Below are 13,842 nucleotides of genomic sequence, written 5' to 3' on the forward strand. Positions count from 1 at the left end.
CGAAAGAGCCAAAAGGACACCAAGTGTTACTGTCTAATATAGGAGTTTATATGTCGAAATTATCACATAATGAAGTCTTAGATAAAATCAAATTTGGTCTTATTGCTTCTTGTCAGCCTGTCGATGACGGCCCGATGGATAAACCAGAAATCGTGGCGGCGATGGCGCAGGCTTCTGTTATTGGTGGCGCAGCGGGATTGCGCATTGAGGGCGTAGAAAATCTCAAAGCAACACGCCCTACCGTGAATGTGCCGATTATTGGTATTGTGAAACGTGATTTACCTGACAGCCCAGTGCGAATTACCCCATTTTTGCATGATATTGAAGATTTAGCGAAAGCGGGTGCAGATATTATTGCTGTGGATGGAACAAATCGTCCTAGACCGGTAGATATTGAAAGTGCGGTCAAAAAAATCCACGAATTAGGCTGTTTAGCCATGGCAGATTGTTCGAATTTAGAAGAAGGTTTGTATTGTCAAAAACTCGGTTTTGATATCGTGGGTAGTACGATGTCTGGCTACACAGGTGGTGCTGTACCGGAAGAGCCAGATTATCAATTAGTCAAAGATTTGAAAGCGGCAGGCTGTCGTGTCATGGCGGAAGGACGTTATAACACCCCAGAGTTGGCGAAAACAGCCATTGAAATTGGTGCTTATTGCGTGACAGTTGGTTCTGCATTAACGCGTTTAGAGCATATTGTAAGCTGGTTTGCTAAAGCCATTCATTCAGCAAAAAAATAAAGGAAGAAGACATGTCATTAACAGTGGATAGTGGTCAGACATTACAGCGTTGTTTGGCATTAGATATTGGTGGCACGAAAATTGCTTCTGCTATAGTAAAAAATGGTGAGATTCAACAGCGAAAACAGATTTCCACGCCACAGGATGATGCCGCACAAGCGATGCATCAAACCCTTGCTCAGTTGTTAAAAGAATATGAAGGGCAGTTTGATTATGTTGCCGTTGCTTCAACGGGCATTATTAACCAAGGCGTTTTGACTGCACTTAACCCTAAAAATTTGGGTGGATTAGCCCAATTCCCGCTAAAAGACAGCATTGCACAGCATACTGATAAACCGATTGGGTTGCTTAATGACGTGCAAGCTGCAGCCTATGCAGAGTATCAACTACAAAATCCTGATGATGTGCAAAACTTTACCTTTATTACGGTTTCCACAGGCGTGGGTGGCGGTTTAATTTTAAATCATCGTTTACTTACTGAGCCAAACGGCATTGCAGGGCATATAGGTCATACTTTGGCCGATCCTAATGGCCCCGTTTGCGGCTGTGGTCGCCGTGGTTGTGTCGAAGCCATTGCATCAGGTCGAGCGATTGAAGCAGTTTCTTCTCAATGGGATGATCCTTGTGATCCGAAAGAAGTTTTTGCACGTTTTCGTCAAAATGATGAAAAAGCGACCGCACTTGTGACTCGTTCAGCCCAAGCCATTGCGAATTTGATTGCGGATTTGAAGATCGGCTTAGATATGCAGAAAGTCGTGGTTGGCGGTAGTGTCGGATTAGCAGAAGGTTATTTACCGTTGGTTCAATCTTTATTAAGTGAGCTTCCTGATGTTTATCATTGTGAATTAGAAAGTGCTAAATTCGGGCAAGATGCTGGCTTGATTGGTGCAGCTTACTGGGTAAAAGACTGCTTATTACAAGCAAAAAATACGGGAGTGGTTTATGGCTAAAAATGGCAATATTTTAAATACCATCAGCTCGTTATATCGCAGTTTAACGAAAACTGAAAAGAAAATTGCGGATGCGATTTTATTGAATCCTGATCTTGCGGTGCAATGTCCTCTAGCTGAAATTGCGGCTCATTTAGAAGTCGGGGAAGCGACCTTTGTGCGTTTTTGCCGCACTCTTGGATTTAAAGGTTTCAGTGATTTTAAATTAGAATTATCTATTGAGCTTGCCACGAAAGATGGCAAAGATAACACTGTATTAGATTCAGATATTACCGATTCTGACAACTCATTGAATATTGCGCATAAGCTGAAATCTGCCATCAATAACGTGATGGATGAAACCATTAATTTATTAGATTTTGAGCAGTTGGAAGAAGCAGTGAAAGCCATTCAGCAAGCGAATCGTGTCTTTTTATTTGGTGTGGGTACATCAGGTATTACTGCGGAAGATGCCAAAAATAAACTGATGCGTATCGGTGTGCAAGTGGATGCGACAGGTAACAACCATTTTATGTATATGCAGGCATCGTTATTGACGAAAAAAGATGTGGCAATTGGTTTGAGCCATTCTGGTTATTCTCAAGAAACCACTCATACCATGAAAATCGCCAAAGAAAATGGCGCCAAAACCATTGCGATTACACACAGCTTGCGTTCTCCAATCACTGAATATGCCGATCTTGTTTTAGTGAATGGCAATAAGCAAGGCAAGTTACAAGGCGACTCTATCGGCACGAAGATTGCTCAATTATTCGTATTAGATTTGATTTATGCTTTATTGGTACAGGCATCGCAGGAAAGTGCGGTCAAAATAAAGCAAAAAACATTAAATGTCATTTTAGAACAACGTATTAAATAGGAGAGAAAAATGCGTAACTTAAAAGGTATTTTTAGTGCGTTATTAGTATCATTCAATGAAGATGGCTCTATCAATGAAAAAGGTTTGCGTGAAATTATTCGCTATAACATTGATAAGATGAAAATTGATGGTTTATATGTAGGCGGCTCAACAGGTGAAAACTTCATGCTTTCTACGGAAGAGAAAAAACAAATTTTCCGTATCGCGAAAGATGAAGCAAAAGACCAAGTCGCATTAATCGCACAAGTGGGTAGCGTGAACTTACATGAAGCAGTGGAATTAGGTAAATATGCAACCGAATTAGGCTATGACAGTCTTTCTGCGGTAACGCCTTTCTACTATAAATTCAGTTTCCCTGAAATCAAACATTACTATGACACCATTATTGCGGAAACAGGCAATAACATGATCGTGTATTCAATTCCGTTCTTAACTGGCGTGAATATGGGCATTGAGCAATTTGGCGAACTTTATAAAAACCCGAAAGTGCTTGGTGTGAAATTTACCGCTGGGGACTTCTATTTATTAGAACGTTTGAAAAAAGCTTATCCAAATCACCTCATTTGGGCTGGTTTTGATGAAATGATGGTTCCAGCTGTATCTCTTGGTGTAGATGGTGCGATCGGTAGTACATTCAACGTAAACGGTGTACGAGCAAGACAAATCTTTGAATTAACCAAACAAGGTAAATTGGCTGATGCGCTTCAAGTGCAACATGTGACCAATGATCTTATCGAAGGCATTTTAGCGAATGGCTTATATCTCACTATCAAAGAGTTATTGAAACTAGATGGCGTGGATGCAGGTTATTGCCGTGAGCCAATGACAGCGAAAGCAACGCCAGAGCAATTAGCGAAAGCGAAAGAGTTAAAAGCAAAATATTTATAAATTAATGGAAAAGTGACCGCACTTACTTCTTTCCTCTCTCTATCGGAGAGGAAAGAATGTCGGTGTGGTACTGATAAGGAAGGTTATTATGCGTCTCATTCCTCTGAACAATGAACAACAAGTCAGCCGTTGGGCGGCGCGTCATATTGCTGATCGAATTAATCATTTTAAACCTACCGCAGAACGTCCTTTTGTATTAGGTTTACCAACAGGTGGGACGCCACTTAAGACCTATCAAGAATTGATTAAATTAAATCAAGCGGGAGAAGTGAGTTTTAAACATGTGGTGACCTTCAATATGGATGAATATGTGGACTTGCCAAAAGAGCATCCAGAAAGTTATCACAGCTTTATGCATAATAATTTCTTCAATCATATTGATATTCAACCGCAAAATATCAATATTTTAAATGGTAATACCAATGACCATGATGAAGAATGCCGTCGTTATGAAGAAAAAATTAAATCTTATGGCAAAATTCATTTATTTATGGGCGGTGTAGGTGTTGATGGGCATATTGCCTTTAATGAACCTGCGTCTTCTTTAAGTTCGCGTACCCGTATTAAAACTTTAACGCCAGATACTATTATCGCGAATTCTCGTTTCTTTAATAATGATGTAAATCAAGTACCAAAATATGCCTTAACAATCGGTGTAGGGACATTACTTGATGCAGAAGAAGTGATGATTTTAGCAACGGGTCATAATAAAGCGTTAGCTGTACAAGCAGCCGTAGAGGGCAGTATTAATCACCTTTGGACAGTGAGTGCTTTACAGCTTCATCGTCATTTCGTTTTGGTATGTGATGAGCCTGCATTGCAAGAATTGAAAGTCAAAACAGTGAAATATTTTACTGAATTGGAAGGTCGCGCGATTCATAGTGTATTATAAGTGCGGTTAATTTTAATTTGATTTTAGGAAGGTATGATGAAGTATGCATTAATTAACAGCGTAATCTACACTAAAAATGAGGTGTTAAGAGATTATGCGGTAGTTATTGAAGGGGAATATATTCAAGCCGTTATTCCACAAAGCGAATTAGAAAGTGGAATTCAAACCATTGATTTGAAAGGGCATAATCTCACAGCGGGTTTTATTGATTTGCAATTAAATGGCTGTGGCGGCGTGATGTTTAACGATCAAACAAGCGTGGAAACATTAGAAATTATGCAAGCCACGAACTTAAAATCAGGCTGTACCAGTTTCTTACCAACGTTTATTACTGCACCAGATGAAGATATCAAACGCGCAGTAAATATTATGCGTGAATATTTAAATAAGCATAAAAACCAAGCGCTTGGCTTACATATCGAAGGACCTTATTTAAGTCTTGAGAAAAAAGGCGTACACCGCCCGGAATATATCCGTGAAGCGACGCCAGAGATGAAAGATTTCTTATGTGATAACGCGGATGTTATCACCAAACTGACCATTGCCGCTGAAAACCCAACGGTGCAATATATTCCTGACTTTGTAAAAGCGGGGATTATCGTATCTATAGGTCATTCTAATGCGACTTATGAAGTAGCAAAAGCCGCCTTTCATAAAGGGGCAACCTTTGCGACACACTTGCATAATGCGATGTCACCGATCAGTTCAGGACGTGCGATGGGCGTAGTTGGCGCAGTGTTAGATTCCGATGTTTACACGGGAATTATTGTAGATGGTGTGCATGTGAATTTTGGTAATGTTCGCTTAGATAAAAAAGCGAAAGGTGACAAACTTTGCATTGTAACCGATTCTCTTGCAGCTGCAGGTGCACCACCTGAATTGGAAACTTTCACTTTTGTAGGAAAACCGATTTATGTGAAAGAAGGTCGTTGCTACGATGCAAATGGTACGATTGCGGGTGCATCGATTACCATGATGGAATCTATTAAGAATGCTGTAGAGTATGTAGAAATTCCATTAGCGGAAGCAATTCGCATGAGTAACCTGTACCCGGCAAGAGCGATTGGCGTAGATGATCGTTTAGGTTCTGTTGAAGCCGGTAAAGTGGCTAATTTGGCTGTATTCACAAAAGATTATGATGTGATAGGTACCGTATTGAATGGTGAATGGAAACCAAACTAAAGTGCGGTCAAAAATAGCATTGTTTTAAACGTAATCCGATCCTTAAACCGATCGGATTATTTTTTATGGTTGCAATTCGGTGATCTTACCGGTATCCACTTGAAACAATTTTCCTTTTCCCACTTGCATCTCTTTGAGTTGACCTTGCGTGATGGCCGTAACAAAGACTTGAGAACCACTTTGTTGCAAGCGTTCAGCTAGAAGCGCACGTTTATGTTGATCCAACTCTGAGGCAAAGTCATCAATTAGAAAGATACAATGACGTTGTTTTTGAATCATTAAATGCTCACCTTGGGCTAAACGTAGCGCACACATCAATAATTTTAATTGACCACGAGAGAGTACATCTTCCACGGGGAGTCCATTGGCTTTAAAACGGAAATCGGCTTTTTGTGGACCAGAAACCGTATAGCCAATGGCTTTATCTCGCTCAAAGTTTTGCGCCAATAATTCGCCATATTCTGTCTCTTTCTCCCAGCCTTGATGAAAGCTAACAGTAATTTCTAATTCAGGTAAAAATAACTGGCAGGTTTTTTCGATCTCAGGACGTAAAGCCTCCGCGTATTCAGCGCGCCAATCACTCACTTGATGGGCTAATTTAGCTAATTCAATGTCCCATATTTTTATTGCAGAATAAGGCTGATTTTGACTGAGTGCGGCATTTCGCTGCTTTAATAAACGGTTTAAGGCGACCCAAGAGGAATGAAAGCTATTATGGTGGTGGAATAAGCCCCAATCTAAAAATGCACGTCGAAAACTAGGTCCGCCATTTAATAGGGTAAGTCCTTCTGGCGTAATTAATTGCATCGGTAAAAGGTGAGCGAGATCGGCAATTTTATTACCGTCTTCACCATTTATTTTCGCAATGGTATTACCTTGACGAAGTTTTTGTAAGCCAACAGACCATTGATGCTGGCTTTCTTGAATTTGACCAAAAAGCGTGAAATGAGGTTCGTCGTAAGAAATGATGCGATTTGCGACCGCACTTTTGAAAGAGCGTCCATGTCCGAGATAAAAAATTGCTTCTAATAAGCTCGTTTTTCCGCTACCGTTATTACCGACTAAAAAGTTAAAGCCGTGATCAAATTCAAGATCCACGGCATTCAAATTTCTAAATTTTTCAACAATTAAGCGGGAAATGGCCATTATTTCTAGAGGCGCATTGGCATAATGACGTATTCTGCGCTTGCATCTTCGCTGTTTTCAATTAAACAGCTTGATGACGCATCAGTGAGGCGAATACGTACTTGTTGGCATTTTAAGGCGTTTAATACATCTAAAATGTAAGTCACATTAAAGCCAACTTCCATTTCCTCACCTTGGTAATTCACATCCACGGTTTCTTCTGCCACTTCATGTTCTGGGTTAGAGGCGGTAATTTTAAGTTGGTTTTCACTTAAGTTTAAACGCACACTACGTACACGTTCATTTGAAAGGATAGAAGCGCGTACAAAAGCTTGTTTTAAGGTTTCCCAGTTACCTTCTACGATACGAGTTGCATTACGTGGTAATACACGACGGTAATCAGGGAAGCGACCATCAATGAGTTTTGAGGTAAACACAATGTGGTTTAAGTGAATGCGAAGATTATTCGTGCCGATTTGCAAACGAGCAAGTTCGTCACTGCTTTCTAATAAGCGATTCAGTTCTAATACACCTTTGCGAGGGAGAATAACTGAATGGGTTTGCAGATCTTGATCTAATTCGATCGTACAAACCGCAAGACGGTGACCGTCAGTTGCAACAGTACGTAATAAATTACCTTCCGTTTCAAATTTCATGCCGTTTAAGAAATAGCGGGCATCTTGGTTTGCCATTGAAAATTGGGTTGCTTCAATTAAACGACGCAAGGTGCTTTGCGGTAAGGCAAAATCCACTTCAGATTGCCAATCCGTTAGATTTGGATATTCTTCAGCGGGCAGAGTAGTGAGATTAAATTTACTGCGACCTGATTCTACAATGGCGCGATCTTCTTCAAAGGTAACGGTAATTTCAAATTCATCTGATAGGGTGCGGCAAATATCTAAGAATTTTTTAGCCGGAATGGTGAACGAGCCATCCGCAGTTGAAGAAGAAAGTTGAGTATAGCTAGAAAGCTCAACTTCAAGGTCTGTACCTGTAATAGTCAAACGGTTATCTTCAATTTGTAATAACACGTTATTTAATACAGGAATATTCGGACGATTGCTTAATACGCCACAAACTTGCTGTAAGGGTTTTAGTAGATTTTCTCTTGAAATGCTGAATTGCATCATTGGCTCCTTATGCAGATAATGTGCGAATTAAATTCGCCCAGTCTTCTTGAATACTGCTGTCTTTTTCACGGAATTTAGGCACTTCACGGCAGGCATTTAAGACAGTCGTGTGATCACGTTCAAAGGCTCGACCAATTTCCGGTAAGCTTTTATTGGTTAATTCTTTTGCTAACGCCATCGCAACTTGGCGGGGACGAGTGACGGATCTTGCTCTGCTTTTTGATTTTAAATCCGCCACTTTAATTCGATAGTATTCTGCCACGACTTTCTGAATATTTTCAATGGTTACTAAACGTTCTTGTAAGGCAAGAATATCTTTTAATGTGTCACGGACAAAATCAATATCAATGTGCCCCCCCTTGAAGTCTTGCATCGCTTTCACGCGGTTTAAGGCACCTTCTAATTCACGAACATTGGTGCGTAAGCGTTGGGCAATAAAGAATGCCACTTCTTCTGGCAGCTCCATATGATGTTCTTCCGCTTTTTTCAGCAAAATCGCAACACGAGTTTCTAAATCAGGTGGTTCAATCGCAGTCGTTAAACCCCAACCGAAGCGAGATTTTAGGCGTTCTTCAATTTTTTCAATTTCTTTTGGATAGCGGTCAGAGGTCAAAATAATTTGACGACCAGTTTCAAATAAATTGTTGAAAATATGGAAAAATTCTTCTTGTGTTTTTTCTTTCTCTGCAAAGAATTGAATATCATCCACTAATAATGCATCAAGAGAACGATAGAATTTTTTGAATTGATCCATTTTATTATCACGCATCGCTTTTACCATGTGCTGCATAAAATTATTGGCATGGATATAAAGCACGCGAGCATTCGGTTTATTCGCTAAAATACCATTACCGATTGCGTGTAATAAGTGGGTTTTACCTAAGCCTGTCCCGCCATATAAAAAGAATGGGTTTGCCGTTGGTTCGCCAGGTGCGAGAGCGAGTTTTTGACCGACAGCGCGGGCGAGTTGGTTTGATTTACCTTCAACAAAGTTTTCAAATAAATGCTTACGATTTAGATGTGATTCAAATTTAGTTGTCGCATCAGATTCTTGCTGAAAACTGACCGCACTTTCTTGATTATTAGCTGTTTGAGTCTGGGCAGGTTCAGCCACTTTGGGAGCGGGTTTTACCCCTTCTTTTACAATAATTTGTAAATTTGGATTTTTAGTAAGGCCTTGGCAAATTTGATGAATTTGTGCCAAGTAGTGATTTTCTACCCAGCTTTTCACAAACATATTGGACGCATATAGCACTACTTGATCTTGCGAGATGACATCCGCTTGTAATGGGCGTAACCAAGTGCTGAGATCCATCGGAGAAACTTGATCTTGTAGTTGTGATAAGCAATCTTGCCATAGGGTAGAAAGGCTCACGATAAATTATCCTTATGTTATATGCGTATAAAATAAAAGCCGCAAAAGTGCGGTTAAAAATCGGAGAGAATTTTACAATAATTTAGGCAAAAGATCTTCTGTTGCTCATCAAAAAAAGACAAAAAGGTTGCTTGAGATTTTGTCCAAAATCCGTATAATCCCCACGATTTTAGAAGAAACGGAAGATTATTTCGGAATTTTCTCTTTTCTTATTTGACGAAAGCCCAATTTATGATTAAAATTGCGGTCTATTTTTTATAACCCTTGTTGTGTTTTGAATATCAAAACAGTAAACCATTTTGATTTAGGTAGATTACAATGAAACGTACATTTCAACCTTCTGTATTAAAACGTAGCCGTACTCACGGTTTCCGTGCTCGTATGGCAACTAAAAACGGCCGTCAAGTTTTAGCTCGTCGTCGTGCTAAAGGTCGTAAGAGTTTATCTGCATAATCACCTCTTTTAGTGATTAAGCTAAACTTCTCTCGGGAGTTACGATTGTTAACTCCCACTCAATTCAAAAATGTCTTCGAACAACCGTTTCGAGCAAGCACCCCTGAAATTACCATTCTCGCACGCAAAAATAATCTTGAGCATCCACGCTTAGGTTTAACTGTGGCTAAAAAACATCTTAAACGAGCGCATGATCGTAATCGTATCAAACGTTTAGTTCGTGAAAGTTTTCGTTTATCCCAACATAATTTGCCTTCTTGTGACTTTGTCTTTGTGGCGAAACGTGGCATTGGTCAGCTTGATAATAAAACGTTTTTACAAACTTTGGATAAATTATGGGCACGTCACATTCGTTTGGCACAAAAATCCTCATCGCTTTAATTAAGTTTTATCAAGTAGCGATTAGCCCTTTAATTGGGCCGCGTTGTCGTTTTGTGCCAACCTGTTCTTGTTATGGTATTGAGGCGTTAAAAACACATGGATTGTTAAAAGGTAGTTGGCTTACGCTAAAACGTGTATTAAAATGTCACCCCTTAAGCGCCGGTGGATTCGATCCTGTTCCGCCGAAAAAGATTAATAATAACGATGAGAAAAAATAATGGACTCAAGACGTAGCCTATTAGTGCTTGCACTACTCTTTATTTCTTTCCTTGTTTATCAGCAATGGCAACTTGATAAAAATCCACCTGTTCAACAACAGACCACGGAACAAACAACAGCCGCCTCTTCTGATGTCCCGGCAAGTTCTTCTTCATCTGCTGAAGTAGTGGCAGATTCACAAACAAAAGGTCACATTATCACATTAGAAAATGATGTATTCCGTTTGAAAGTGGATACATTAGGTGGTGATGTAATCAGTTCTGAATTATTAAAATATGATGCAGAATTAGGTTCAAAAGAGCCTTTCGTCTTGTTAAAAGATACAAACGATCATGTTTATATTGCACAAAGTGGCTTAATCGGTAAAAACGGGATCGATACAAAAGCAGGTCGCGCGCAATATCAAGTTACTGGCGACAATTTCAAATTAGCAGAGGGTCAAAATGAACTTTCTGTGCCATTAACATTTGAAAAAGATGGTGTGACTTATCGTAAAATCTTTGTGTTAAAACGTGATAGTTACGATGTTGGTGTCAACTTTGAAATTGTGAACCAAAGTGGTAGCGCAATTGAAGTTGAACCTTATGGCCAATTAAAACATACATTAGTTGAAAGTAGCGGTAACGTGGCAATGCCTACTTATACCGGTGGTGCGTATTCTTCTTCTGAAACAAATTACAAAAAATACAGCTTCAGCGATATGAAAGACAAAAATCTTTCTATCGATACCAAAGCAGGTTGGGTTGCTGTGTTACAACACTATTTCGTATCAGCTTGGATCCCAAATCAAGATGTAAATAACCAACTTTATAGTATTACAGACAGCAAAAATAACGTTGCGTCTATTGGTTATCGTGGTCCAGTGGTATCTATTCCAGCGGGTGCAACAGAAACAATTACCAGCTCATTATGGACTGGTCCAAAATTGCAGAACAAAATGGCGGAAGTGGCTAACCACTTAGACTTAACCGTTGATTACGGTTGGGCGTGGTTTATCGCGAAACCATTATTCTGGTTATTAACTTTCATTCAAAGTATTGTATCTAACTGGGGTGTGGCAATTATTTGTGTCACCTTAGTGGTGAAAGCGATTTTGTATCCGCTTACAAAAGCACAATATACTTCTATGGCGAAAATGCGTATGTTGCAACCAAAAATGCAAGAAATGCGCGAACGTTTTGGTGATGATCGTCAACGTATGAGCCAAGAAATGATGAAACTTTACAAAGAAGAAAAAGTAAATCCACTTGGCGGTTGCTTACCATTAATCCTCCAAATGCCAATTTTCATTGCATTATACTGGACGTTTATGGAAGCAGTTGAACTTCGTCATGCGCCATTCTTTGGTTGGATTCAAGATTTATCGGCACAAGACCCTTACTACATTCTTCCAATCTTAATGGGCGGATCAATGTTCTTGTTACAAAAAATGTCACCGACTCCAGTTGCCGATCCTATGCAACAAAAAGTGATGAACTTCATGCCGTTGATCTTCATGTTCTTCTTCCTCTGGTTCCCAGCAGGTCTGGTACTTTACTGGTTAGTGTCTAACTTAATCACTATCGTACAACAACAAATGATCTACCGTGGTTTAGAGAAAAAAGGGCTACATACCCGTAAAAAATAATCACTAACCGCACCTTTGGGTGCGGTTTTTACATATATTTATGATGTTCAATACAAGGCTAAAAGTTATTTCGTTATTTATTTTAATTGGGCTAATTATATATCCTACTCTTTCGGATAAAAGCCTAATTCTTGGTGCTCGTTTTGATGTTTATGTTTCCCTTTTATTAAGCATCCTTCTTTTTTCAGTCATGATTTATTGGGAAGTAGAAAATGTCCTTTTACAAAGGAAAGCAAAGCCTAAAAGAGCTTCCAATAAAAAGAAACCCAAAGAAAATATTTTTTATAACATATTAGGGTATATTTTTCTCTGTGGTTGTTTTTTTGTTGCTTTTTCTTACTCTCAAACACCTTCTTAACTTTCTATGTTTCTATTTTGGGGCAAGAAGAAAACTATCTAGCCGAGGTTACTTATAAGCGTAAAAACAAATCGATATATAGTATTTATATTTCATCTAATCAATATGGAAATGAAAGATTCACTTCTAAAAAGGTTTATAATTTGGTAGAGAATGGGCAAATACTCCAAATTTATAAAAAAAGAACGAGCTCGGTCTCCTATATTGATGCATCTGAAGTAATGAAACTTAATGCTCTTTCCAATTAATTTTTCCTCAAGATAACCGCAATAAGAGCGGTCAATTTTTAGTGAGTTTTTATGAAAGAAACAATCGTTGCACAAGCGACAGCGCCAGGACGTGGCGGTATTGGTATTTTGCGTGTATCCGGCCCGAAAGCGGTTGAAGTGGCACAAGCGGTACTGGGTAAATGTCCTAAACCAAGAATGGCAGACTATTTACCTTTTAAAGATGCTGATGGTACAGTTTTAGATCAAGGCATTGCGCTTTATTTTAAATCACCGAATTCCTTTACCGGTGAAGACGTATTGGAATTGCAAGGCCATGGTGGACAAGTGGTATTAGATTTGTTGCTAAAACGAATCTTACAACTTGATGGAGTTCGTCTTGCGCGTCCCGGTGAGTTTTCTGAACAGGCTTTTTTAAATGATAAATTAGATTTAGCTCAAGCAGAAGCGATCGCGGATTTAATTGATGCCACTTCGGAGCAAGCTGCTCGTTCAGCATTAAAATCATTACAAGGTGAATTTTCTAATAAAGTGAATCAGTTAGTGGATTCCGTGATTTATCTTCGTACTTATGTGGAAGCGTCGATTGATTTCCCCGATGAAGAAATTGACTTTTTGGCAGACGGTAAAATCGAAGCAAAATTACGAGAAATTATCACTCAGCTTGATTTAGTCCGTAGCGAAGCAAAACAAGGCTCGATTTTGCGTGAAGGGATGAGAGTGGTGATTGCCGGTCGTCCAAATGCAGGTAAATCAAGTTTACTGAATGCTTTAGCGGGCAGAGAGGCCGCCATTGTGACAGATATTGCAGGAACCACTCGTGATGTGTTGCGTGAGCATATTCATATTGATGGCATGCCTTTACATATTATTGATACCGCAGGGCTTCGTGAAGCGACAGATGAAGTTGAACGTATCGGGATCTCGCGTGCCTGGACGGAGATTGAGCAAGCCGATCGTATTATCTTAATGTTAGACAGTAGCGATCCTGATAGCCAAAATATTGAAAAAGTGCGGTCAGAATTTTTGTCAAAATTACCTAATAATATGCCGGTGACTATCGTTCGCAATAAAGTAGATTTAAGTGGCGAGGCCGTTGGGCTAAAAGAAGAAAATGGAACAACGACCGTTTGTTTATCCGCCCAAACACATCAGGGTGTAGATTTATTGCGTGAGCATTTAAAACAGGCTATGGGCTTCCAAACAGGGATGGAAGGTGGTTTCTTAGCACGCCGTCGTCATCTTGATGCCTTAGAAAAAGCGGCTGAACATTTACAAATTGGGTTAGTCCAATTAACTGAATTTCATGCAGGTGAATTATTGGCGGAAGAACTTCGTTTAGTACAAGCTAACTTAAGTGAAATTACGGGGCAATTTACTTCGGATGATTTGCTCGGCAATATTTTCAGTTCTTTCTGTATTGGAAAATAAACTGT

General features: G+C 39.5%; 15 protein-coding genes. 12 read left to right on the forward strand and 3 right to left on the reverse strand.

Going from position 1 to position 13,842, the window contains the following annotated elements; all coding sequences use genetic code 11:
• Positions 1-50 precede the first annotated feature (50 nt).
• The 6 genes from AC979_RS03485 to nagA all read left to right on the forward strand — a co-directional run bounded on the left by AC979_RS03485 (position 51) and on the right by nagA (position 5,511).
• Positions 51-740 carry an N-acetylmannosamine-6-phosphate 2-epimerase gene (locus tag AC979_RS03485; protein WP_049372873.1) on the forward strand — a complete coding sequence of 230 codons (690 nt, stop codon included), beginning with the start codon at positions 51-53 and terminating at the stop codon, positions 738-740.
• A gap of 11 nt (positions 741-751) precedes the next feature.
• Entirely contained in the window at positions 752-1,690 is a 939-nt protein-coding gene (locus AC979_RS03490) for an N-acetylmannosamine kinase (protein WP_049372874.1), read from the forward strand.
• Positions 1,683-2,549 carry a MurR/RpiR family transcriptional regulator gene (locus AC979_RS03495; protein ID WP_014064022.1) on the forward strand — a complete coding sequence of 289 codons (867 nt, stop codon included), beginning with the start codon at positions 1,683-1,685 and terminating at the stop codon, positions 2,547-2,549. Before AC979_RS03490 ends, AC979_RS03495 begins: the two co-directional genes overlap by 8 nt.
• Before the next feature lie 9 nt (positions 2,550-2,558).
• Positions 2,559-3,437, forward strand: coding sequence for an N-acetylneuraminate lyase (gene nanA / locus AC979_RS03500; RefSeq protein WP_005695560.1), 879 nt, complete (start codon positions 2,559-2,561; stop codon positions 3,435-3,437).
• 88 nt (positions 3,438-3,525) lie between these two features.
• Entirely contained in the window at positions 3,526-4,329 is an 804-nt protein-coding gene (gene nagB, locus AC979_RS03505) for a glucosamine-6-phosphate deaminase (protein ID WP_049372875.1), read from the forward strand.
• Between the two features lie 36 nt (positions 4,330-4,365).
• The gene (nagA, locus tag AC979_RS03510; RefSeq protein ID WP_049372876.1) at positions 4,366-5,511 is read left to right on the forward strand and encodes an N-acetylglucosamine-6-phosphate deacetylase; all 1,146 of its coding nucleotides are present in this window, start codon (positions 4,366-4,368) and stop codon (positions 5,509-5,511) included.
• 63 nt (positions 5,512-5,574) lie between these two features.
• On the opposite strand, the gene recF is transcribed toward nagA, so the two are convergent.
• The 3 genes from recF to dnaA are packed head-to-tail and all read right to left on the reverse strand — an operon-like array spanning position 5,575 to position 9,141.
• Positions 5,575-6,657 carry a DNA replication/repair protein RecF gene (recF, locus tag AC979_RS03515; protein ID WP_014064019.1) on the reverse strand — a complete coding sequence of 361 codons (1,083 nt, stop codon included), beginning with the start codon at positions 6,655-6,657 and terminating at the stop codon, positions 5,575-5,577.
• 5 nt (positions 6,658-6,662) lie between these two features.
• A complete protein-coding gene (gene dnaN / locus AC979_RS03520) occupies positions 6,663-7,763 on the reverse strand; it encodes a DNA polymerase III subunit beta (protein WP_049372877.1) in 1,101 nt (366 codons plus the stop codon).
• A gap of 10 nt (positions 7,764-7,773) precedes the next feature.
• Complete coding sequence (gene dnaA, locus AC979_RS03525) at positions 7,774-9,141, reverse strand: chromosomal replication initiator protein DnaA (RefSeq protein ID WP_049372878.1); 1,368 nt, start codon at positions 9,139-9,141, stop codon at positions 7,774-7,776.
• A gap of 318 nt (positions 9,142-9,459) precedes the next feature.
• Between dnaA and rpmH the strand changes: the two genes are divergently transcribed.
• The 6 genes from rpmH (at position 9,460) to mnmE (ending at position 13,837) form a co-directional block, all read left to right on the forward strand.
• Positions 9,460-9,594 (forward strand): 50S ribosomal protein L34, encoded by a 135-nt coding sequence (rpmH, locus tag AC979_RS03530; protein ID WP_005539760.1) that lies wholly within the window; start codon positions 9,460-9,462, stop codon positions 9,592-9,594.
• A gap of 12 nt (positions 9,595-9,606) precedes the next feature.
• Positions 9,607-9,975, forward strand: a complete 369-nt coding sequence (gene rnpA / locus AC979_RS03535; protein WP_049369437.1) for a ribonuclease P protein component — start codon at positions 9,607-9,609, stop codon at positions 9,973-9,975.
• Entirely contained in the window at positions 9,930-10,193 is a 264-nt protein-coding gene (gene yidD, locus AC979_RS03540; protein ID WP_005695569.1) for a membrane protein insertion efficiency factor YidD, read from the forward strand. Before rnpA ends, yidD begins: the two co-directional genes overlap by 46 nt.
• Positions 10,193-11,821 (forward strand): membrane protein insertase YidC, encoded by a 1,629-nt coding sequence (gene yidC, locus AC979_RS03545; protein WP_049372879.1) that lies wholly within the window; start codon positions 10,193-10,195, stop codon positions 11,819-11,821. Before yidD ends, yidC begins: the two co-directional genes overlap by 1 nt.
• 40 nt (positions 11,822-11,861) lie before the next feature.
• A complete protein-coding gene (locus AC979_RS10370; RefSeq protein WP_152670485.1) occupies positions 11,862-12,179 on the forward strand; it encodes a hypothetical protein in 318 nt (105 codons plus the stop codon).
• Between the two features lie 299 nt (positions 12,180-12,478).
• Positions 12,479-13,837 (forward strand): tRNA uridine-5-carboxymethylaminomethyl(34) synthesis GTPase MnmE, encoded by a 1,359-nt coding sequence (gene mnmE / locus AC979_RS03550; RefSeq protein ID WP_049372880.1) that lies wholly within the window; start codon positions 12,479-12,481, stop codon positions 13,835-13,837.
• The last annotated feature ends 5 nt before the right edge of the window (positions 13,838-13,842 follow it).

It is taken from the genome of Parahaemophilus parainfluenzae, assembly GCF_001053575.1.
Taxonomy (GTDB): Bacteria; Pseudomonadota; Gammaproteobacteria; order Enterobacterales; family Pasteurellaceae; genus Haemophilus_D; species Haemophilus_D parainfluenzae_S.